Raw genomic sequence first — 21,850 nt, forward strand, 5'->3', positions numbered from 1 at the left:
CAGCCAATACCCATAACAACAGCGGGCAACGGCGTACGAGGACGACAGCGCCATTGCCTTGATTCACTGCAACAGCCCCCAATCCGACGGAGATCTTGTCCTATGTTAGGCAAAGATGGAATTTTGAAAGGAATGAGTCCGGCGGCAACGATCAGCTCCATGGTGATCGTTACCTTGTTTGTATTGGGCGGAGCCCTTTACCCGGACTCCGCCGCCAGCCTGTTCGACACCTTGTCGGGCGGCATTCTCAGCCACTTCAAGTGGTATTACATCGCCATCATCACCCTGATGCTGGTATTTTGCGTGGTGCTGGCCTGCAGCCGCTTCGGCCAGCTGCGCCTGGGCGACGATGACTCCAGGCCGGAATACAGCCTGTTTTCGTGGTTCGCTATGCTGTTCAGCGCCGGCATGGGCATCGGCCTGGTGTTCTGGTCCATCGCCGAGCCCATCTACCACTTCCAGAGCAATCCCTTTATCACGCAGGGGATGACCAGCGAGGCGGCGGAAGTGGCCATGCGCATCACCTACTTCCACTGGGGCCTGCATCCTTGGGCCATCTACGTGGTGGTGGGGCTGGCGCTGGCCTACTTTTCCTACCGCAAGGGGCTGCCGCTGACCATCCGCTCCGCCCTCTATCCGCTGATCGGCAAGCGCATCTACGGCTGGATGGGCCATACCGTTGACGTGCTGGCGGTGTTCGGCACCGTGTTCGGGGTGGCCACCTCCCTCGGCCTGGGCGTGGCCCAGATCAACACCGGCCTCAATCACCTGTTCGGAATGGAGATCAGCACCACCAACCAGCTGCTGCTGATCCTGGTGATCTCCCTGATCGCCACCGCTTCCGTGCTGTCCGGCATCGGCCGCGGGGTGAAGTGGCTGTCTGAGATCAACATCTGGCTGACCGTGGCCATACTGCTGTTCCTGCTGGTGTACGGCCCCACCCGTTACCTGCTGCAAAGCTATGTGCAGGGCATTGGCGACTACCTGGCCCATGTGGTGCCGCTCAGCACCTGGACCGACGCCAGCAAGGACAGCCAGTGGCAGTCCTGGTGGACGGTGTTCTACTGGGGATGGTGGATGTCCTGGTCGCCTTTCGTCGGTATGTTTATTGCCCGTATTTCCAAAGGTCGGACCATCCGCGAGTTTATCTGCGGCGTGCTGCTGGTGCCCACCCTGCTCGGCATGCTGTGGCTGACCCTGTTCGGCGGTACCGCCCTCTACCTTGAACTGACCCACACCGTGACCAATGCCGCCGGCGAGGTGGTCTCGGCCATCGGCCAGGCAGGCATCGTCACCGCCGTGGGCGAAAACGTGACCTCGGCGTTGTACACCACCCTGAGCCTGCTCGACAGCGGCAGCATCGGCTATATGGCCTCCATTCTGGCCACGGTGCTGGTGGCGCTTTACTTCATCACCTCCGCCGACTCCGGCACCCTGGTGGTGACCACCATCCTCTCGCTGGGCGAGGAGCATCCGCCGCGCAGCCAGCGGGTGATGTGGGGCATGTCGGTGGCCGCCGTGGCTGCCATCCTGATGCTGGCGGGCGGGCTCAAGGCGCTGCAGACCGCCGCCATTACCGCCGCCTTCCCCTTCTCGGTGGTGGTGATGGTGATGATGTGGGGCCTGTTCCGCGCCCTGCACCAGGAGCTGCCCGCGCCTCAGCCGGAAACGGTGAAGGTGCCGCCGCTGGGCTGAGACCGGGGCTAACCCGCGCCATAATGCCACTTACCGGGGCAGGGCCGTCGTGCCTTGCCCCATTTTGGTTCCAGGCTGGTCTTTCCAGTTGGTTTTTTGCAAGAAAATCCGCCGAAACATCACGTTACTTTCCGCATAAAAGCCTCTTTCCATGCACTTTTTCTTATGTTTTTTTCCAGCTAAAAAGCTGGCGCGCATATTGCTTTTGATTTTATTGAAACGCCCGTCCTACAAGGGATTCCCGATAGGAGCAGCAGATTTTTCGGAAGCCTTTGGTGGATGGAAATGTTCATTATTCGATATTCGTCACAAGTTTTTTATGAAGTAGTGAAAAAAGATGGATAACAGATGTTGCCACAGCGCCGGCTGTTATATCTTTTTTAAATGCGTGTATTTGGGATGTAAATGACGAAGCCCGTCATCGAGTCGCCATCGTATAAACAGGGATCCCGACTGCCGCCGGGCAGGGACCAGGAGCAAGAGCAATGAGTCAAACACAACGCGTCGGTTTTTTACTGGTTGACAACTTCACCATGATCTCCCTTGCCTCCGCCATCGAGCCCCTGCGCATGGCCAACCAGCTCTCGGGGCAGCCGCTCTACGAGTGGGTGATGCTCACCGAAACCGGCCAGCCGGTGCGGGCCAGCGACAACATCATGGTCACCCCGGATCACGGCATTCACGACTGCGGCCATATCGACATGATGCTGCTGTGCGGCGGGGTAGGGGTGGCCAACGCCCGCAGCCGCAACCTGCGCGCCTGGCTGCAGCAACTGGCCCACCGCCGGATCAAGCTCGGCGCCCTGTGCACCGGCAGCTACCTGCTGGCCGATGCCGGCGTGCTCACCGGCTACCGCTGCACCCTGCACTGGGAATACATGGCCGCCTTCAAGGAAGCCTTTCCGCAGTTGGAAACCAGCAACGCCCTTTACTGCATCGACCGGGATCGCCTGACCAGCAGCGGCGGCACCGTGCCCATGGACATGATGCTGCACCTGATCGAAAAGGAGCACTCCAGCGCACTCAGCACCGCCATCTGCGACATGTTCCTGTGCGAGCGCATCCGCGAAGGCCAGGAAGAGCAGCGCGTGCCCCTGCGCCACCTGGTGGGCTCGGCCCAGCCCAAGCTGGCCGAAGTGGTGGCACTGATGGAAGCCAACCTCGAAGAGCCCATCACCCTGGACGAACTGGCCCACTACGTGGGGCTGTCGCGCCGCCAGGTGGAGCGGCTGTTCCAGCGCCACGTGAAGTGCTCGCCCTCCCGCTATTACCTGAACCTGCGGCTCAAGCGGGCGCGCCAGCTGCTGCGCCAGACCTCCTATTCCATTATCGAAATCGCCACCGCCTGCGGCTTTGTATCCACCCCCCATTTCAGCAAGTGCTACCGGGAGAACTTTGGCGTGCCGCCCCGGGACGACCGCTGCGGCCGCTCCGCGCCCAAGGCCGAGGAAATCGCCCCCGTCATGCCCGAGCTGGAGCTCAACATCCGCCTGGAATCGGCCCGCGGCGAACCCACCTTCGCCTCGGTCACCCTGTAAGGCCGGTTTCCCTTATCAGCTTAAGGCCCCGCGACGGGGCCTTTTTCTATTCCGGTCGAATAAATTCGACCCTACAAACACCTCCATCCGTAGGGTCCGTTTCAACGGACCAATCCCACCACCGGCGCCGGGGTTCGGTCGAATAAATTCGACCCTACAGACACCTCCATCCGTAGGGTCCACTTCAGTGGACCGTCCCGCCATCGGCGCCGGGGTCTGGTCGAATAAATTCGACCCTACAGACACCTCCATCCGTAGGGTCCACTTCAGTGGACCGGCCCGCCATCGGCGCCGGGGTCTGGTCGAATAAATTCGACCCTACAGACACCTCCATCCGTAGGGTCCACTTCAGTGGACCGTCCCGCCATCGGCGCCGGGGTCTGGTCGAATAAATTCGACCCTACAGACACCTCCATCCGTAGGGTCCACTTCAGTGGACCGTCCCGCCATCGGCGCCGGGGTCTGGTCGAATAAATTCGACCCTACAGACACCTCCATCCGTAGGGTCCACTTCAGTGGACCGGCCCGCCATCGGCGCCGGGGTCTGGTCGAATAAATTCGACCCTACGATGACTCTACGGTATCTCGCTCCCCGCTTTCATCCCCCACTTGTCTTTTCCCGACACCGTTTCTAAACAGTGACGTTTTTGGCTATGCGCTCGTCGCTTTCAGCCAGTGGACGGGGAGACCCGCGGGCTAGACTGCCCCTGAATCCGGTGAACTCGGTTCACCCGTCTAATAGATGCAAGGAAGGTCTGGCTATGCAAAGTGCAGCTGAAGTACATAAGCAATCGATAGTGATCGACGGCCTGATTATCGCCAACTGGGGGCGCGAGCTGTTCGAAGACATGCGCCGCGGCGGCCTGACCGCCGCCAACTGCACCGTGTCGGTGTGGGAAGGCTTCCAGGCCACGGTGAACAACATCGCCGAGTTCAACCGCCATTACCGCGAGCACGGCGATCTGATCCGCCCGGTGCGCACCACCTCCGACATCCTCAAGGCGAAGGAAGAAGGCCGCACCGGCATCATCCTCGGCTTCCAGAACGCCCACGCCTTCGAGGATCAGCTGGGCTACGTGGAAATCTTCAAGCAGCTGGGCGTGGGCATAGTACAGATGGCCTACAACACCCAGAACCTGGTGGGCACCGGCTGCTACGAGCGCGACGGCGGCCTGTCCGGCTTCGGCCGCGAGGTGGTGGAAGAAATGAACCGGGTCGGCATCATGTGCGATCTGTCCCACGTGGGCGCCAAAACCTCGGAAGAAGTGATCCTGGCCTCCAAAAAGCCGGTGTGCTACTCCCACTGCCTGCCCGCCGGGCTCAAGGACCACCCGCGCAACAAGTCGGACGCCGAACTGCGCTTTATCGCCGAGCACGGCGGCTTTGTGGGCGTGACCATGTTCGCCCCCTTCCTGAAGAACGGCATCAACTCCACCATCGACGACTACGTGGAGGCCATCGGCTATGTGCTGGATCTGGTGGGCGAAGACGCCATCGGCATCGGCACCGACTTTACTCAGGGCCACGATCAGAACTTCTTCGAGTGGCTGACCCACGACAAGGGCTATGCCCGCCGCCTGACCCGGTTCGGCGAAATCATCAACCCCGAGGGCATTCGTACCATCGGCGACTTCCCCAACCTGACCGAGGCCCTGCTGCGCCACGGCTACTCCCCGCGCCTGGCGGAGAAGATCATGGGCGGCAACTGGGTACGTGTGCTCAAGGACGTCTGGGGCGAATAAGCAACATATAAAGGAAGCGAAGGAGAAACCGCAATGTCAGTACATGCACCCGAAATGCCGATTGAAGTAGACGCCGACACCGGCGTTTGGACCACCGACGCCCTGCCCATGCTCTATGTGCCGCGCCACTTCTTCGTGAACAACCACATGGCCATAGAGGAAGAGCTGGGCCCCGAGCGCTACGCCGAGATCCTGTACAAGGCCGGCTACAAGTCCGCCTGGCACTGGTGCGAAAAAGAGGCCGAGTGCCACGGCATCAGCGGCGACGCGGTGTTCGAGCACTACATGAAGCGCCTGTCCCAGCGCGGCTGGGGCCTGTTCACCATCGAGCAGCTGGACATCCCCGCCGGCACCGCCAAGGTACGGCTGGATCACTCCGCCTTCGTCTACCAGTACGGCAAGGTGGACCGCATGGTGGACTACATGTTCACCGGCTGGTTCGCCGGCGCCATGGACCAGATTGCCCAGAGCCTGGGCTATCCGGTGCGCACAGTTGCACGCCAGACCCAGAGCGGCGCCCAGAGCGGCTGCGACTACGGCCTGTTCGAGGTGAGCCCGCTGTAAGGCATGCTCAGGTGCTGGAAGGTGCAGCACGCCGACTCGCCGTAAACCCGTCCCTGGGGGCTCGGCGGCGGCATCCCTGCCGCCAACGGTCGGCTTAGCTGTCACCTTCCATCGCCTCGCATGCACAACGGGGGCAACATTATTTTCGGCGGGCCGCGGGCCCGGCATGTACTAGAGGATTCCAGGATGGGACAGTTCGACGCCTTGTTTCAACCCATGAACATCAACAAGCTCACTATCCGCAACCGGGTGGTGAGCACGGCCCATGCCGAGGTGTATGCCACCGACGGCGGCATGACCACCGAGCGCTACGTCAAATACTACGAAGAAAAGGCCAAGGGCGGCATCGGCCTGGCCATTTGCGGCGGCTCCAGCGTGGTGTCCATCGACAGCCCCCAGGGCTGGTGGAGCTCGGTCAACCTGAGCACCGACCGCATCATTCCCCACTTCCAGAACCTGGCCGACGCCATGCACAAGCACGGCGCCAAGATCATGATCCAAATTACCCACATGGGGCGCCGCTCCCGCTGGGACGGCTACAACTGGAGCACCCTGGTATCGCCCTCCGGCATCCGTGAGCCGGTGCACCGCGCCACCTGCAAAACCATAGAGCCGGAAGAAATGTGGCGCATCATCGGCGACTACGCCCAGGCCGCCCGCCGCGCCAAGGAAGGGGGCCTGGACGGCGTGGAGCTGTCCGCCGTGCACCAGCACCTGATCGACCAGTTCTGGAGCCCGCGGGTCAACAAGCGCACCGACGAATGGGGCGGCACCTTCGAGGGCCGCATGAAGTTCGGCCTGGAAGTGCTCAAGGCGGTGCGCGCCGAAGTGGGCCCGGACTTCGTGGTGGGCATGCGCATCTGCGGTGACGAATTCCACCCGGACGGCCTCAGCCACGACGACATGAAGCAGATCGCCAAATACTACGACGACACCGGCATGGTCGACTTTTTCGGCGTCATCGGCTCCGGCTGCGACACCCACAACACCCTGGCCAACGTCATCCCCAACATGAGCTACCCGCCCGAGCCCTTCCTGCACCTGGCGGCGGGCATCAAGGAAGTGGTGAAAGTACCGGTGATCCACGCCCAGAACATCAAGGATCCCAACCAGGCCCAGCGCATCCTCGAAGGCGGCTATGTCGACTTTGTGGGCATGACCCGGGCGCACATCGCCGACCCGCACCTGATCGCCAAGATCAAGCTGGGCCAGGTGGACCAAATCCGCCAATGCGTGGGCGCCAACTACTGCATCGACCGCCAGTACCAGGGCCTGGATGTGCTCTGCATCCAGAACGCGGCCACCTCCCGCGAGCACATGGGCCTGCCCCATATCATCGAAAAAACCGACGGCCCCATCCGCAAGGTGGTGGTGGTGGGCGGTGGCCCCGGCGGCATGGAAGCGGCCCGGGTGGCGGCCGAGCGCGGCCATAACGTGGTGCTGTTTGAAAAGGCGCCCGAACTGGGCGGCCAGATCACCCTGGCGGCCAAGGCGCCCCAGCGCGACCAGATTGCCGGCATCACCCGCTGGTACGCCCTGGAGCTGGCCCGCCTCAAGGTAGACCTGCGCCTGAACACCGCCGCCGACATGCCCGCCATCATGGCGGAAAAGCCGGATGTGGTGATCCTGGCGGTGGGCGGCACCCCCTTTATCGAGCAAAACCCCGAGTGGGGCGCGGCCGAAGGGCTGGTGGTGAGCAGCTGGGACATCCTCTCCGGCAAGGTGGAGCCGGGCAAGAACGTGCTGGTGTACGACACCATCTGCGAATTCTCCGGCATGTCGGTGGCCGACTACCTGGCGTCCAAGGGCAGCCTGGTGGAAATGGTGACCGACGACATCAAGCCGGGCGCGGCCATCGGCGGCACCACCTTCCCCACCTACTACCGCTCCCTGTACGAGCGGGAGGTGATCATGACTTCCGACATGGCCCTGCACAAGGTGTACAAGGAAGGGGACAAGCTCATCGCGGTGCTGGAAAACGAATACACCGGCCAGAAAGAAGAGCGGGTGGTGGACCAGGTGGTGGTGGAGAACGGCGTCCGTCCGGACGAGCGGCTTTACTACGAGCTGAAGGGCGACTCCCTGAACAAGGGCCAGATCGACCTGGAAGCCCTGTACGCGGCCCAGGCCCAGCCGGCGCTGGCCCAGCACGGCCAGGGCTATCTGCTCTACCGCCTGGGCGACTGCGTGGCCCAGCGCAACACCCACGCCGCCATTTACGACGCCCTGCGTCTGTGTAAAGACTTCTGAGCCAAGGGGCCGGGGGCAACCCCGGCCCTGCCGAGGTGCCCGCTATGTTCGAGCCTGTGATCCCTTATCTGTTAGTGCTGGCCTTCGCCCTGGCCGCCATCGGCGCCGCGCGCCGGGTGCGGCTGTGGCGCCGGGGCCAGCCCAGCCCGGTGCCCTTTTGGCAGGGGCTTGCCGCCATGCCGCGCCGCTACCTGGTGGACCTGCACCACGTGGTGGCGCGCGACAAGTATATGTCCAACACCCACGTGGCCACCGGCGGCGGCTTTGTGCTGGCGCTGGTGCTGGTGGTGCTGGTGCACGGCCTGGGCCTGCACAGCGCCTGGCTGGTGTGGCCGCTGCTGGCGGCCAGCCTGCTGATGGCGGTGGGCGCCCTGTTCGTATGGAAGCGCCGGCGCAAGCCCGCCAGTGAACTGCCCAACTCGCGCCTCTCGCGCGGGCCCTGGCAGCGGCTGCCGAAAAGCCTGCTGGCCTTTGCCCTGGGCTTTTTTATCGCCACCCTGCCGGCCGCGGGCATTTTGCCCGAAGGCACCGGCGGCGCCCTGCTGACCCTGCTGCTGCTGGCCCTGTGCACCTGGGGCCTGGGCGAGCTGGTGTTCGGCATGGCCTGGGGCGGCCCCATGAAGCACGCCTTTGCCGGCGCCCTGCACCTGGCCTTTCACCGTCGCCCGGCCCGCTTCGGCGGCGGCCGCGACACCGGCCTGAAGGCGCTGGATCTCACCGCCGACAAGCTGGGCGTGGAGAAGGTAACCGACTTCAAGTGGAACCAGCTGCTGGGCTTTGACGCCTGCGTGCAGTGCGGCCGCTGCGAGAGCAAGTGCCCGGCCTTTGCCGCCGGCCAGCCGCTCAACCCCAAGAAGCTGATCCAGGACATGGTGACAAGCCTCGCCGCCCAGGAAGAAGTGACCTACCGCGGCAGCCCGCACCCGGGCCAGGAAAACGCCGCCCGCACCGGCTGCCCCGACAAGCCGCTGGTGGAAAGCATGCTGGACAGCCAGACATTGTGGTCCTGCACCACCTGCCGCGCCTGCGTGGAAGAGTGCCCCATGATGATCGAGCACGTGGACGCGGTGGTGGACATGCGCCGCTTCCTCACCCTGGAGCGGGGCCAGACCCCGGGCAAGGGCCAGGAAGTGCTGGAAAACCTGATCGCCACCGACAACCCGGGCGGCATGGCCCCCGCCAGCCGCAGCAACTGGGCCGCCGACCTCAACATTCCGTTGATGAAGGAAGTGCGCGAGGCCGACGTGCTGCTGTGGGTGGGCGACGGCGCCTTCGACATGCGCAACCAGCGCACCCTGCGTGCCCTGGTGCAGCTGCTGCGCGCCGGTGGCGTGGACCTTGCCTACCTCGGCAACGAGGAGCTGGACTCGGGCGACCTGGCCCGCCGGCTGGGGGACGAAGCCACCTTCCAGCGCCTGGCCAAGGCCAATATCCAGACGCTCGGCAAGTACCGCTTTAACCGCATCGTCACCGCCGATCCCCATTCGCTGCAGTGCCTGGGCACCGAATACGCGGAGCTGGGCGGCGACTACCGGGTGGAGCACCACAGCGAACTGCTGGCGGAGCTGCACCGGAACGGCAAGCTCGCCTTTAACGGCGGCCAGAGCGGCAAGCTCACCTATCACGACCCTTGCTACCTCGGCCGCTACAACGGCGTGTACGACGCGCCGCGCTACCTGCTGGATCAGCTGGGCTTCGAGCGCAGCGAGATGGAGCGCAGCGGTTTCCGCTCCCGTTGCTGCGGCGGCGGCGGCGGGGCGCCGGTAACCGACATTCCCGGCGAGCGCCGCATTGCCGACATGCGCATGGACGACGCCCGGGCGGTGGATGCCGAGCTGATGGCGGTGGCCTGCCCCCAGTGCACCCTGATGATGGAAGGGGTGGTGGAGCCCCGGCCCCAGGTGAAGGACATTGCCGAGCTGCTGCTGGACGCCCTGGCCCAACCGGCCCAGGAGCAACCGCAGCGGCAAAAGGAGGAAGCCCATGTCTGATCTTATTCGCAAGGATCCACGCCTGGCCTGGATCCGCCGCAACCGGCTGCACCCGCGCCATGCTGAGCTGAGCGGCCAGCCCCTGCGCGGGCCCAGCGGCCTGCTGCGCAAGAACCCGCGGCCCCAGTGGCAGCTCGGCCCCAGCGGCCTGCGCCGGCTGGACCGGATGAACCTGGCCGGCGGCGGTGAGGTGTCGCAACTGGCCAAAAAGCGCAGCGAGCAGCCCAAGCTGCCCCTGCACAAGGTGGTGGAGCCCCAGGGCTACATTGCGGTGTGGCTGCCCCTTTCCGGCGGGCGCCTTACCGCCCACGGCAAGGACGTGCTGGGCCTGGCCCAGCAACTGGCGGCGGCGCAGGCGCAAAGCACCGCCGTGCTGGGGGTGCTGTGCGGCGAGCTGAAGGAAGGCATTGCCGAGGCGGGGGTGGACCGGCTGCTGCAGCTGCACGGGGTGGAAGGCTATCAGCCGGAAGCCTGGACCCAGCTGTGCCGGCAGGTGGAGCGCGAGTTCAAGCCGCTGCACTGGCTGTTCCCCGATGCGGGCGAGTCCGCCGAGCTGGGCCGCCGGCTGGCGGTGGAGCTGGGCGAGCGCCCGGCCACCGGGGTGTGGAAGTGGGAAGGCGAGCAGGTGATCGCCCGCACCGGTGCCGGCCACCAGGACGTGACGCGCCCCCTGTGCCGGCTGCTGCTGCTGCTGGAGGAATGCGCCTTGCCCTGCACCGATCACCGCTACGAGGCGAAACCGGTGGACTTTGAACCTGAAGCCCTGCTGAAGGCCCGGGTGCGGGACGGCGGCCGGGTGGCGGTGGATCCCGCCGACATTCCCCTGGCCGAGGCCGAGTTCATCCTCTCCGCCGGCAACGGCGTGCACGACTGGGAGCAGTTCCACCGGGCGGCGACCCTGCTGGGCGCGGCCGAAGGCGCCAGCCGGGTGGCGGTGGACGACGGCTTTATGCCGCGCAACCGCCAGGTGGGCGCCACCGGTACCTGGGTGAGTGCCCGGGTGTACATTGCCGTGGGCATTTCCGGCGCCGTGCAGCATTTGCAGGGCATCGGCAAGGTGGAGAAGGTGGTGGCCATCAACCAGGACACCGACTGCGACATGGTAAAACGCGCGAGCCTGAGCGCCATCGGCGACAGCAGCGAAATTTTGGCGGCGCTGATGGCGCTGGTAGAGGCCCGGCCGGCCCAGGAGGTAAGCGATGCAGCCTGATCATTCCCTCAACATAGCGGTGCTGGTAAGCGAAGGCCGCCACCCGGTGTCGGGCCGCGCCCGCCGCGCCCTGCAGGACGCCTGCGCCCTGGAGCTGGGCTTTGCCCTGGGCGGCAAGCTCGAGGCCATTCACGCCGGCAGCCCGGCCCAGCCTGCGCTGCAGGACTATTTGGGCATGGGCCTTAACCGGCTGACGGTGCTGCGCCAGGGCCCGGACGACGACGCCCTGGAGCTGCTGGGCCCCTACCTCAACGAGCTGCAGCCCGACCTGCTGCTCACCGGGGTGCGCGCCGAGCAGGGGGAGGGCTCCGGCATGCTGCCCTACCTGCTGGCCGAACGGCTGGGCTGGCCGCTGGTGACCGGCATTGCCGCCATCGAGCGGATAGACGGCGACGAAGTGACCCTGCTGCAGGCCCTGCCCCGGGGCCAGCGCCGCCGCCTGAGCGTGCGCCTGCCCTTTGTGGCCAGCGTGGACGAAGCCGCCGCCAACCCCCGCCAGTTGGCCTTTGCCAAGGCCCGGCGCGGCGGCATCAGCGAGAAACAGCCCGCCGCGCCCAAGCCCGACGCCGACCGCGCCGGCTGGACCTTGCAGGACGCCAAGCCCAGGCCCAAACGCCTGAAAGTGGCCAGTGCCAAAACCGCCGCCGACCGCTTCAAGCAGGCCACAGCCAAGGCACAGGGTGGTAAAGGGCAGATTATCCGCAACGACCCCCAGGCCGCCGCCAAGGCCATCTACGACCTGCTGGTAGAGGAGGGGGTATTGAGGAAGTAGGTTGTTGGTTGGTTTTGAGGCTTTAAATAAAAACGCCGGCGGAAGCCGGCGTTTTTATTTTGGGAGGCGGCTCATTTCGTTATTGAAACGTGTCTGTGATAGTGAGTGAGGTCCAAGGCTCTTTTAAACGCTTGGTTGTTGAGTTTGGCTATGGCTTAATTGAAATTAAATAATAGTTTTCTGTGGCAAAAAATATACCAATGGATAGAATTAATAAAGACAGTGATAAAATTGATAGATAATATTGCAGTTGTAGTTTTTTCTTCATTTCCTCGATGGTGTTTTTTGGTGTTTTTCCTTTTTTGTCACTGGGGTTTGTAAGGTGGTAGTTTATCTTGATCATTAAAAGGTTGAATCCATATGTCATTCCAAGAACAGCCACAATTAAGGATGACATGAAACTTACTTTAACCCAGAAATTTGAGGCCCCGAGTAAAGAACTAGAAGTGAATGCAAAGATCGCAAAAATTGTAACTAACAGATGTTTTGAAAAATCTGTCAATGAGTTATCTATATCCTGCATAAACTACTCCTTGCCTTTGATTAATGCTCGAATTTCCCTTTTAAGTGCTCTTTTACCGCTTAAATTGTTGATGAAGATAGAAATTGTGCGCGTGATTGTCTTTAGCTCTTCATTGCCTGCATATCGAGATGATAATTTAATCAAAGCAGAGTAATCAGATAAGCCTGCACTTTCAAAAACATCTTTTGATATTGATACGTCGGTGTTTGACGAAAAATACAGATAGTCATGTATTTTTTTCACGCTTTGTTCTCTTGAGTGTTCTTTAAGTTTTTCTTTGTACTTGCTGCGCATGTTTTTATATATTTCTGATGAACGAAAAACCTTGCTGTAAAATTCAAGTTTTGGAGGTAATGAAGTTTTTATGCTATCTTTAGTTATGTCTTTCTTTGCTGAAAAAATTAGTTCTCGTGATGCACGGCAAATACATGTTTTAATAAATGCTCTTAAAATCTCTCGGGCTAATTTATTGTTTTTCGAATCTTCATACATAGTAAGCCAAAGGGCTAATAACCAATATTCTTGACTGAAATGACGTAAAGCTTCATTGCCTAACTGATCTCCATTTCTATTTGCGATGCCGGTTGTAGGTCTCAATTTAATAATCACAGATTCGCGTGAACCAAAGTTAATATCTACTTTTTTACCAATATCACCAGTTATTACTAGTTGCTCATTATTTTTTGTGAAGCGCTCTGTGAAATAGTGTCTTAGGTAGTCATGTTCCAAAATGTTAGGATAGAGGTCTTTTTGTAATTGCTTATATCTCGAAAAACTAAAAACCATAAAAACTCCTTTTTGTATAGATACCATCCGATAGTGCTTTAAGAGCCTGTTCAAAGTCTTTTGAGCAGAAGAGTCAAGAAAGCCAAGTGAATGAACTGCAGACTGGTGTTAAGTAGCCGCTCGCAGTTCTTCCACAGCCGCCGGTTCTTTTCCAGCCAAGCGAAGCTGCGCTCTACCACCCAGCGTGTCAACCCCATGCACATGGTTAATGCCTGGTCAACCGAACTGGGCATGTGCATCGGGCAGCAAAAAGTTGACCAGAAATCGAACGAGATAACGGCCATACCGGCCCTGCTCAAGTTGCTTGAACTCGAGGGCTGTCTGGCCAGTATCGATGCGGCTGGCACTCAAGTGAACACGGTCGACACCATCCTTAAGAAATCGGCCGATTACCTGCTGGCGGTAAAAGACAATCAGCCTACGCTCAGTGCCGAGGTCCAGGCCAGGTTCCAAGCCTACTGGGACAGTACGGCGACCGATACTCCGGGCCCTGGCTTCAGCGAGCAGTTTGACTCGCAACACGGCCGGAAAGAGCATCGGCGATGTTGGACTATTGCCGTCGATGAGCACCTGCCGATTTGTCAGACGTGGAAAGCCAAGATCATCATCGCAGTGCAAGCCGAACTGTCGGCAGTACTGCTAAAAGTCTCTAAATCAGCAACGTAGGTTGTCCCCCCGACCCGCATGACCTTTTCTTGAAGGTGACGAAACCTGAAAGGAAAAGCATCATGCAAAGCCGAGAGGACTTTCACATGATAAAGCAACTTCGTGCTCAGGGGGCACACATTGTGGACATCGCTCACCGGATTGGCTGTTCCGAGCGGACCGTGCGCCGTTACCTGGCCTTGCCGGCACCACCCACCGCTAAACCGCGGACCCCTCGGGGCAGCAAGCTCGATCCCTTCAAGCCGTACATCGATGCGCTGCTGGGCCAGGACGTCTGGAATGCAGAGGTCATCCGTCAGCTGCTGCTGGAACGGGGGTATGATGGCTGTATCACCCTGATCCGCCGTTACATCCAACCCAGGCGCAGCCTTCGGGCCTGCAAGCAAACGGTGCGGTATGAAACCATTCCGGGAGAGCAGCTCCAGCATGACTGGGGGCAGATCCGCACCGAAATGGCGGGCCGACTCTGCACGGTCAACTTCGCGGTCAATGTCCTTGGCTATTCCCGCCACTTCCACGTCTGGGCCGGACCCAGCCAGGACGCGGAGCACACCTACGAGTCCCTGGTTCAGGCCTTCCGGTACTTCGGGGGAGTGCCCAACCGTGTGCTGGTCGACAACCAGAAGGCCGCCGTGCTTCGACATGACAGTGGCGGCCAGGTGACCTTCAATCCAGGCTTCCTGGCGCTGGCGAACCATTATAGCTTTACCGCCAGGGCATGCCGGCCACAGCGGCCTCGAACCAAGGGCAAGACCGAACGGATGGTGGGCTACGTGAAGCACCACTTCTTCCAACGCTATCGCCGCTTCGACAGCTACGCTCATCTGAATCAACTACTGGAGCAGTGGCTGAACAGCTATGCCAGCCAGCGGATACTGCGCCAGTTCCAGCAGTCTCCGGCCCAGCGTTTCGAAGAGGAACGTCACTCACTCAAGCCTCGACCGGCAACGGACTTCGATACCCGTTATTACGACATCCGCCATGTCGGCTGGGATGCCTACATCGACGTGCGTGGCAATCGCTACAGCGTACCGGCCGAGTGTTGCGGCCAACGGGTGACCATCCGCATCAGCCTGGACGGTGAGCTCACCATCTACGATATCCGGGGACAAGAGGTCGCCCGCCACCGGATGATCGATCGGAAACAGGGTTGGCAAACGGTGGCCGAGCATCACGAACCGCTGTGGCAGGAGGTGATGCCCGTGCAACAGCGGAGCCTGGCCGTGTATGAGGAGGTGCTGAGATGAACCTGGCCCAACTGCTCGACCGGCTCAAGATGGAGCACCTGCAAGCCTCCCTGGACTCCCTGTGTGAACACGCCAGCAAGAAGGAGCTGAACTACCGGGAATTCCTGGAGCAGGCCTTGGCCCAGGAATGGGGTGGCCGTCACCAAAAAGGCCTGGACACGCGCCTCAAGCAGGCCCGCCTCCCTTGGATCAAAACCCTGGAGCAGTTCGACTTCAGCTTCCAGCCGAGCATTGACCGTAAGCTGGTGCGGGAACTCTCCGGCCTGGGGTTCGTGGAACGCAATGAGAACGTGATCCTGCTGGGACCACCGGGGGTGGGTAAAACCCACTTGGCGGTCGCCCTTGGCGTCAAGGCTGCCGAGGCAGGCCACCGCGTGCTGTTCATGACATTGGATCGCTTGGTGAGCACCCTGGTCAAAGCCCGGCAGGAAAACCGACTGGACCGGCAACTCCAGCAACTGACTTACCCGAAGGTACTGGTGCTCGACGAGATAGGCTACCTGCCGATGACCCGGGAGGAAGCCAGCCTGTTCTTCCGGTTGATCAATCGGCGCTATGAGCGGGCCAGCACCATCCTGACGTCGAACAAGAGCTTTATGGACTGGGGCGAGGTGTTCGGAGATCAGGTCATAGCCACGGCGATCCTCGACCGACTCCTGCACCACTCAACGACGCTGAACATCAAGGGGGAAAGCTACCGGCTTAAAGACAAACGTAAGGCCGGTCTCGTTCCCGGAACACTCCCACGACAGGAGGATACTGACGATACCGAAGCTCAACAACCGGACACTGAACACTGATGAAAACCGGACAATCTATGTTGATGAAAAGCGGTCAAACTGGGGTGTTGTTGACAGAACGGGTTAACAAAGGAAAAGGCCATGATTTTGTTCGCTTTTATATAAGTAGTCGGGCACTGGATGCCAGCTCAGCACTGAAGGCAACCCGCTCGCACTGGGCGGTGGAAAATCTGCTGCACTGGATGCTGGACATCGCCTTTGACGAAGAGAAGCAGCAAGCCAGGGTGGGTTATGCAGGCGAAAACCTGGCTGTCATCAGGCAATGGATCCTGAACATGTTGAAGCGCAATACGTCACGTGCCCTGAGCATGGCAAATAAGCGGAAACTGTGCTGCCTGAATGACGATTATTTGCTCGAGTCCATGAATCTGTTCAAATTATGAACTCTGGTGCGTCAGCCCTGCCCCTCTAAGTAACCTCCTCACAAGCAACCAATAGTAAATTTTTTGAAAAAAATATTGCTTCTCTCTTGAGATTTCTCGTGCGAGTCCACATCTATTAGGTAGCCCTTCTCGCTCGGGGCTGACAGACGGTTTTGGTGACTTCCTCATATCCTGAATCCATTATTTCGACTACGGAGATATGGGTATGATTAAGCTCACCGTTATCAAACACATCAATACACTTAGGAAATTACGTGATGACAAAGACGCACGGATCACATCAGAGCAAAGGGAAGCTCTAAGCTACCTGATAAATGCAATGTTGATACAATTTGCAGCAAACTCTGTATGGCAGATCATTAAGCTCGCTACCCAAGTTATGGGGGGCTAGGCGTTTTTGGCTGACTACCTCGGCACGGTATTCAGCGATCATGTTAAGGAGGATTATCGAAAAGCAAAAGCTATAAATTTGTCAGCCACTAAATTCAACCATCAGGAAACTTTAAAGGAGATATCTAGCGCATAGCCACTATCAACCTATTAATGCAAGGTTACAATCTATCGGAGAAAACAATGAAAACCAGAAGACTGATAGCTAAGCATTAAACCCCTGTTTACTTAGGAGGAAGAGCCAACTCCTCCGGTAAATGTATGAGTTGCTGAAGCAGCAGCAATTTTTACAAGAGCGAATAACGCTCAGTGAGAGATCAATCCACTTTGCAATCAGGAGGCATCAATGAACATTAAAATAATATCTTTGTTCGGCGAGATCCTGGATAACTCTGTGGATGCGGCATTAAGCGAGATCACCACATTCGGCCACTCCTACCTTGATGACATTATGAATTCATTAATGTCAACAGATAGAAATATTTTTAGCGATTATACAACTAATCAGCATAAAAGTGACCTAGCTGAATTGGAGCGTCTACTTATAGTCTCTTATCGAGTAGTCAACCAAATTCGAGGGTTGACCACATCAATTCTCACTGACAACACCCAACTGCTTAAAGTCTCGAATAGGCTAGCTAGAACTCCTCCTCAAACTCCTTTTTTTGATGAACCAAGTATAAATACATGCTCATAAACTGAAATATCTTTCTTATATTCAGAATAGAAATATTTCACAACCCGATACATAAACTTAGTGATTAACTGCCAATCTTGAACATTTAATACAATATTATCTTTGTGCTCATAGTCAGCTTGATGAACACTCTGATTTCTAACCCGATACACATCCATTGATAAAGATCTTCTACAGTCTTCTTGCTCATAATTTTTATTTGACAAAAAGGATATATTAGATAGAGATGATGAATTGAAAATAGCTTCAGGCAGCAATGCGAAAAGAGAACTTATTGACTCCTTCTCTTTCTCCCTCCACTTAATTGCATTAGCGACAATCCCGGCCAAACTATAAGCATCATGCTGAATTCCAACACCACTCTTCAAGTTCAACATCCATGGCAAATAATATATCGCCTCCAAACATCTATATATCTCAATAAAAATATACTTGTAATGTGAAGATGTTAATGACAGATAAATGTTTTCATAATGAACAGAACCAAGGTTATATAAATCACTCGCTAAGCTTACAAGCTCTCTATCTATGAGTGCAGATTGAAGTCGCTCTACTTCTAAAGTCAAAGTTAAAGCCAAAAACCAATTGTCACGACAAGTTAATATACTATCAACCCCAACCTCATAAATTAAAACCGGCGTATATACTTCAATCAACTCATCAATAGCGTGCCCTCTATATTCCTCTTGAAATTCTCGCGCCCCTAAGCCTAACGTCTGTTCAATTAAATCTGCACTTAAATTTATTTTTGGCTTATATGTTCCTTCTAAGTAATAACAAAAACTCAAGAAAAAACATTCTTCAAAAAAGCATTCTATAGCAGAATGCTCTTTTAAAATATCACTTAACTTCTCTTGCTCTTCTCTTGTTAAAAACTCACAAGAAACACACAAATAGTGCTGCTGATCGCATTCGAAGTATGTAAAAAAATCCCCGTTACTTAAATATGAAACGTGAGATTTATCTATCTTCAACTCCCTAAGCCTTCGATACTGAGCTGTTGTATATTCATCATCCCAATAATCTTCCAATGGAGCGGTCTTCAAATCACCAATATTTATCACTCCATCTCTATTGGTGGCAATGTTCTTTATTGGATTGAATATTTTCTCCAAGTAGTCTTTCTGAGATATGCCCATTCTATGCTTTTCTCCAACAAGGCGTCATTTTTTGAATCTTCTCTGTTTTCTCAATCAACACAGAAAACGCTTCGGTGAAAAACCTACGTTCAAAACGACCAACTTGTGATTTCTTAACATTCATCAGTTCATCAAGAACATCCAAATCTAAAAACACCCCCAACTCTTCATGGGTCATATCTTCAAGCTTTCTAATAAGCTCATTCAATCGTTCTTTACAGGATTCAAACTTACTAACTGCACTAGTCCAGTCAATATCAAAACCTGGCTCATCAAATACATGTATAGCTAATGCAACACAGAAACCAATTTGAGCTGGGAAACTTTTGAAAATCTCACTCCCACTCTTGTAGCGAGTAGGTAATTCACCATTAACGCTTTGATAGATGTAATTAGAAAATGCTTTGTCGAGTGATGTCATCATGCTTATGGTTTCAACAAAATAGCCAAGAAACATCTCATGAGATGATGACTCGATTAAGTCTAACCTTGCAAAATCTTCGGCAACCTTATCCTTAAGATCGACCTCATATTTCCTAGAAGAAAAGCTTAGTAAAAGCTGAATCAAGTTCTCTCCTTGATATTGCCCTGCCTTAGTCCTCCTTCTTGGCTCGATATCATTATTGAAGATAGTTATATCATTACCAACCTTATCTTCAATCAATTTAAGTAGCGGGCTATATACTGTTTTTAATTGGCGAGACACTTCCCAAGGAACTTGCCCAGTATTTAAGACTAGCATTCGGTAAATTAGATTATTCAAGCTATCAGAAACCCAATACTCTACTCTTATACTTTCATTCAGTACACTTTCATTTTCATTCTTGGCATCTATTATAGCTGTTGTTCTTTGCATCCCGTCAATAATAGAAACTCTTCCTAAGTGAGGCTCTCCTACAAGTTCTAGTAGTTCCTCATTGCTTCTCAAACCCTTGAAACCTTCCCATTCTTCTTTTGTTGTATGAATTCCGATAACAACAGGAGGGAGAACTGCCCCTTTTGATATATCAGAAACCATTCTACTTCTGATTGTGATTGCGGTCTTAGTTTTCAGCGGAGCACGCTGGCCCGCAATGCCACCATTATCTGAATAAACCTTATCGACAAACTCTAAATAATCAGAAACTTTAATCTTAGTAAGTATTGACACACATCTAAGATTACTTTGCTCAATTATATCAAACATGTAGAACCTCAATAAGATAAAATGTTATTTGCAAACTTATAGTATGAAGAGAAGAAAATTAACTTTTTGGCAGATTTCTAAGCACTCTCTCTTTCACATCATCAGCGCACTGAGCACCCAGTAATGTATGAGAGAGAAACATTGACGTAGCACTCCCACCACGACTTTCTCTGATCTTCATGCTGGCGGCGTAGACAGCGCCCTGCCGCTGATAAACGTCTTCCCACCAGTCCCTGCCATGCCTTCCAATGACCTTCTCTCTTACGATCTTGAATTTGGTTTTGCTTTGAGGGGATGCGTCTGTTGCAAGCACACTGGCCCAGGCCATCCTTAGCGTGTAGGTCATTAAGATCAAAGCCCTGGGCCTGTATGTCTTTGGTTACGTCGGGGTGAAAAAGCAATTTTTCAGCATCGATCATTCGTTTTACCCACAGAGGGATAGCCATCTTGTAGGCAAAGTAAATCTCATGCTTGGAGTAACCGGTGGTGTGCTCTCTCCATTTTTCCGGCTCATCTACCAGTGAGAGTGTTCTTGCCAGCTCGAATAATGGGGTCAGGTCTTGCCTTTTGCCCTTCTAATTAGAGCTGGTAGCAAAGAACAAGAGCTGCGTCCACGCTGAACCTTTTTTAGGTCATAACTGCCTTCCTGAATGCTGCTGCAGATATTGCATCAAAGAGAACCTTGCCTTGGGCAAAACCCACGCTACCGCCCGTCACTGATCTCAGGCTTAAGCGCATCCCTGCTTCCTCGTTTGTGTCCATTCTTGTTGCGTAATGGTGAAAAGGCAATGACAAAGGGCGCATTTTGCGAGGCGATTGTTGGAGTCTGGTGTTGATTGGTTGAGTTTTATCCGGTTTGGTGGGGTGGGGGGCTCATACGTGTCTGCAGAACAAGCGCCATTGTCCGGGCCGGAGCGGCTTGCTCTGGTTCCCCGCCTTCGCGCTGAGGGCTCCCCAGTTTTTATGAGTCATGCCGAAACACCCGGTGACAGTAAGTAAAGGCGGCTCAACCGGGCCAAGGCTCGCTCCAGTAGCGAGCCTGTGACTCGCCGGGGCTCATGAAACAGCATTTGCTTGCCCAAGCTCAGAAAAGACAGCACACGGCGTTTCACCGTATTAGCCTGGTAGCGCCGATGCCGCCCTTGGTGCTCACCTTCAAATCCCACCAGCCACAGCATCAGCGTGGCAACCTGGGCAATCAGGCATAACACCGCAATCCGTTTTTCCCCGAGGGTTTTGCTGTTGCTCCAGCCAAACCCGTAGCGCTGGCTCTTGTCATCACGGAAATTTTGCTCAATTTGCATGCGGGTCTGGTAGATGGATACCACTTCTTTGGCGCTCAAGCGTTCATCCGAGGTAACCAACAGCCAGGGCTCCTTGGCCAGAGCACGGTAACGCTCCTCCGCTTGCGGATACAGCGGCTGCTTTTTACCCCGCTTTTTATGTCGCCCCTTGGCTGGCCCATGATATTGATGGAAATAAACCGAGCAACGACGCTTCACTGACTTGCCCAACTGGCCGGACCCCAGCGCCTCGGGCGTAGCGCTTGCATGCTGTGTCAGGCCAGTCGCTGGGTGCCATTCCTGTTCACTATCCAGCTTGCCGTAGATACGTCCGCGAACCCGGCCCACAAACTCCCAGCCCAATGCGCGTACCTGCCGTAACCACGGTGTTTTGAAACCGGCATCCGTCACAATCACCACACGGCGTTGCGTTCCCAGCAATGCTTGCAGGTCGAGAAGAAACTGCTGATGCTCATCGTTATGCTCCTGCCGCTCCGAGGACACGACCCGGTTCAGCAAGGGCAACCCACGGCCGTCATACACCAGACTGGCGCGCAGTACATGGAAGTCCTGGCTGCAGCAGCCACTCCAGTCAATGGCAATAACACAACTGGGCAGGCATGCCGTGATGCGGCGGGCGATAGCGGCACTGATGGCAGTGTTCTCATCGTGCAGTTTTTGATTGCCGATAAACCGGTCTACCCGCTTTATCTTGTGCTTCACTTTGGCCTTTCCCGGAAGATGGCGACCAATTTTCGTCAGGGAAAGTGTGTTACCAGCAATCAACCCTTCGGCACAGGACAGCAGAGTGTTGGTGCGGGCCTGATGGAAAGAAGAGAGGACAGTGCGAAAGAAGTTATGGCAAACTGTGCGGACGGCAGGCATGGCGGAACGTCTTTGTTTTTTGGCGATTAATAAAGACGCAATCTACCATGCCTGCCGATTTTTTTGGGGATCCCTCAGCGCCTTCGCGGGGATGACGGAGTTG

General features: G+C 56.4%; 15 protein-coding genes and 3 pseudogenes. 12 read left to right on the plus strand and 6 right to left on the minus strand.

Annotated elements, in window-relative coordinates:
- Window positions 1–102 precede the first annotated feature (102 nt).
- The 8 genes from AN401_RS07435 to etfB all read left to right on the plus strand — a co-directional run bounded on the left by AN401_RS07435 (window position 103) and on the right by etfB (window position 11,762).
- Complete coding sequence (locus tag AN401_RS07435; protein ID WP_176442033.1) at window positions 103–1,695, plus strand: BCCT family transporter; 1,593 nt, start codon at window positions 103–105, stop codon at window positions 1,693–1,695.
- A gap of 485 nt (window positions 1,696–2,180) precedes the next feature.
- Window positions 2,181–3,233: a choline metabolism transcriptional regulator GbdR gene (gbdR, locus tag AN401_RS07440; protein WP_096778967.1), complete on the plus strand. Its 1,053-nt coding sequence runs from the start codon at window positions 2,181–2,183 to the stop codon at window positions 3,231–3,233.
- Window positions 3,234–3,994: 761 nt separating this feature from the next.
- The gene (locus tag AN401_RS07445; RefSeq protein ID WP_096778968.1) at window positions 3,995–4,975 is read left to right on the plus strand and encodes a dipeptidase; all 981 of its coding nucleotides are present in this window, start codon (window positions 3,995–3,997) and stop codon (window positions 4,973–4,975) included.
- 33 nt (window positions 4,976–5,008) lie between these two features.
- Window positions 5,009–5,539 (plus strand): 4-vinyl reductase, encoded by a 531-nt coding sequence (locus AN401_RS07450; RefSeq protein ID WP_094039508.1) that lies wholly within the window; start codon window positions 5,009–5,011, stop codon window positions 5,537–5,539.
- A 186-nt stretch (window positions 5,540–5,725) separates the two neighbouring features.
- Window positions 5,726–7,789 (plus strand): dimethylglycine demethylation protein DgcA, encoded by a 2,064-nt coding sequence (gene dgcA / locus AN401_RS07455; RefSeq protein WP_096778969.1) that lies wholly within the window; start codon window positions 5,726–5,728, stop codon window positions 7,787–7,789.
- Between the two features lie 44 nt (window positions 7,790–7,833).
- A complete protein-coding gene (locus AN401_RS07460) occupies window positions 7,834–9,780 on the plus strand; it encodes a (Fe-S)-binding protein (RefSeq protein WP_096778970.1) in 1,947 nt (648 codons plus the stop codon).
- A complete protein-coding gene (etfA, locus tag AN401_RS07465; protein ID WP_096778971.1) occupies window positions 9,773–10,990 on the plus strand; it encodes an electron transfer flavoprotein subunit alpha in 1,218 nt (405 codons plus the stop codon). Before AN401_RS07460 ends, etfA begins: the two co-directional genes overlap by 8 nt.
- Window positions 10,980–11,762 carry an electron transfer flavoprotein subunit beta gene (gene etfB / locus AN401_RS07470; RefSeq protein ID WP_096778972.1) on the plus strand — a complete coding sequence of 261 codons (783 nt, stop codon included), beginning with the start codon at window positions 10,980–10,982 and terminating at the stop codon, window positions 11,760–11,762. Before etfA ends, etfB begins: the two co-directional genes overlap by 11 nt.
- A 148-nt stretch (window positions 11,763–11,910) precedes the next feature.
- On the opposite strand, the gene AN401_RS19705 is transcribed toward etfB, so the two are convergent.
- The 3 genes and pseudogenes from AN401_RS19705 to AN401_RS07475 form a co-directional block, all read right to left on the minus strand.
- Window positions 11,911–12,285, minus strand: a complete 375-nt coding sequence (locus AN401_RS19705) for a hypothetical protein (protein ID WP_157772177.1) — start codon at window positions 12,283–12,285, stop codon at window positions 11,911–11,913.
- A 3-nt stretch (window positions 12,286–12,288) separates the two neighbouring features.
- Entirely contained in the window at window positions 12,289–13,071 is a 783-nt protein-coding gene (locus AN401_RS19710) for a hypothetical protein (RefSeq protein WP_157772179.1), read from the minus strand.
- A 50-nt stretch (window positions 13,072–13,121) separates the two neighbouring features.
- Window positions 13,122–13,256: pseudogene (locus tag AN401_RS07475) on the minus strand (transposase); the annotation flags it as partial.
- A 4-nt stretch (window positions 13,257–13,260) separates the two neighbouring features.
- Here AN401_RS07475 and AN401_RS07480 point away from each other — a divergent pair.
- From AN401_RS07480 to AN401_RS07495, 4 genes and pseudogenes are all read left to right on the plus strand, one after another.
- A pseudogene (locus AN401_RS07480) lies at window positions 13,261–13,695 on the plus strand (ISAs1 family transposase); the annotation flags it as partial.
- Window positions 13,696–13,799: 104 nt separating this feature from the next.
- The gene (gene istA / locus AN401_RS07485) at window positions 13,800–14,984 is read left to right on the plus strand and encodes an IS21 family transposase (protein ID WP_096778973.1); all 1,185 of its coding nucleotides are present in this window, start codon (window positions 13,800–13,802) and stop codon (window positions 14,982–14,984) included.
- The gene (istB, locus tag AN401_RS07490) at window positions 14,981–15,784 is read left to right on the plus strand and encodes an IS21-like element helper ATPase IstB (RefSeq protein ID WP_096778974.1); all 804 of its coding nucleotides are present in this window, start codon (window positions 14,981–14,983) and stop codon (window positions 15,782–15,784) included. The genes istA and istB overlap by 4 nt, the downstream gene beginning before the upstream one ends.
- A gap of 56 nt (window positions 15,785–15,840) precedes the next feature.
- Window positions 15,841–16,167, plus strand: a pseudogene (locus tag AN401_RS07495) (ISAs1 family transposase); the annotation flags it as partial.
- Between the two features lie 1,041 nt (window positions 16,168–17,208).
- On the opposite strand, the gene AN401_RS19715 reads toward AN401_RS07495, so the two are convergent.
- The 3 genes from AN401_RS19715 to AN401_RS07505 all read right to left on the minus strand — a co-directional run bounded on the left by AN401_RS19715 (window position 17,209) and on the right by AN401_RS07505 (window position 21,747).
- A complete protein-coding gene (locus AN401_RS19715; protein WP_157772181.1) occupies window positions 17,209–18,393 on the minus strand; it encodes a hypothetical protein in 1,185 nt (394 codons plus the stop codon).
- A gap of 1 nt (window position 18,394) precedes the next feature.
- Window positions 18,395–19,579 (minus strand): hypothetical protein, encoded by a 1,185-nt coding sequence (locus AN401_RS19720; protein WP_157772183.1) that lies wholly within the window; start codon window positions 19,577–19,579, stop codon window positions 18,395–18,397.
- A gap of 968 nt (window positions 19,580–20,547) precedes the next feature.
- Entirely contained in the window at window positions 20,548–21,747 is a 1,200-nt protein-coding gene (locus AN401_RS07505) for an IS4 family transposase (RefSeq protein ID WP_096778976.1), read from the minus strand.
- Between the last annotated feature and the right edge of the window lie 103 nt (window positions 21,748–21,850).

The sequence above is a fragment of the Zobellella denitrificans genome (assembly GCF_002407485.1).
In the GTDB taxonomy this organism is placed as follows: Bacteria; Pseudomonadota; Gammaproteobacteria; order Enterobacterales; family Aeromonadaceae; genus Oceanimonas; species Oceanimonas denitrificans.

Coding starts and splice junctions, on each gene's coding strand:
- AN401_RS19715 (WP_157772181.1), bottom strand. CDS start 18,393: ATGGGCATATCTCAGAAAGACTACTTGGAGAAAATATTCAATCCAATA.
- AN401_RS07445 (WP_096778968.1), top strand. CDS start 3,995: ATGCAAAGTGCAGCTGAAGTACATAAGCAATCGATAGTGATCGACGGC.
- AN401_RS19705 (WP_157772177.1), bottom strand. CDS start 12,285: ATGCAGGATATAGATAACTCATTGACAGATTTTTCAAAACATCTGTTA.
- istB (WP_096778974.1), top strand. CDS start 14,981: ATGAACCTGGCCCAACTGCTCGACCGGCTCAAGATGGAGCACCTGCAA.
- istA (WP_096778973.1), top strand. CDS start 13,800: ATGCAAAGCCGAGAGGACTTTCACATGATAAAGCAACTTCGTGCTCAG.
- AN401_RS07435 (WP_176442033.1), top strand. CDS start 103: ATGTTAGGCAAAGATGGAATTTTGAAAGGAATGAGTCCGGCGGCAACG.
- AN401_RS19710 (WP_157772179.1), bottom strand. CDS start 13,071: ATGGTTTTTAGTTTTTCGAGATATAAGCAATTACAAAAAGACCTCTAT.
- AN401_RS07450 (WP_094039508.1), top strand. CDS start 5,009: ATGTCAGTACATGCACCCGAAATGCCGATTGAAGTAGACGCCGACACC.
- gbdR (WP_096778967.1), top strand. CDS start 2,181: ATGAGTCAAACACAACGCGTCGGTTTTTTACTGGTTGACAACTTCACC.
- etfB (WP_096778972.1), top strand. CDS start 10,980: ATGCAGCCTGATCATTCCCTCAACATAGCGGTGCTGGTAAGCGAAGGC.
- AN401_RS07460 (WP_096778970.1), top strand. CDS start 7,834: ATGTTCGAGCCTGTGATCCCTTATCTGTTAGTGCTGGCCTTCGCCCTG.
- AN401_RS19720 (WP_157772183.1), bottom strand. CDS start 19,579: ATGTTTGATATAATTGAGCAAAGTAATCTTAGATGTGTGTCAATACTT.
- etfA (WP_096778971.1), top strand. CDS start 9,773: ATGTCTGATCTTATTCGCAAGGATCCACGCCTGGCCTGGATCCGCCGC.
- AN401_RS07505 (WP_096778976.1), bottom strand. CDS start 21,747: ATGCCTGCCGTCCGCACAGTTTGCCATAACTTCTTTCGCACTGTCCTC.
- dgcA (WP_096778969.1), top strand. CDS start 5,726: ATGGGACAGTTCGACGCCTTGTTTCAACCCATGAACATCAACAAGCTC.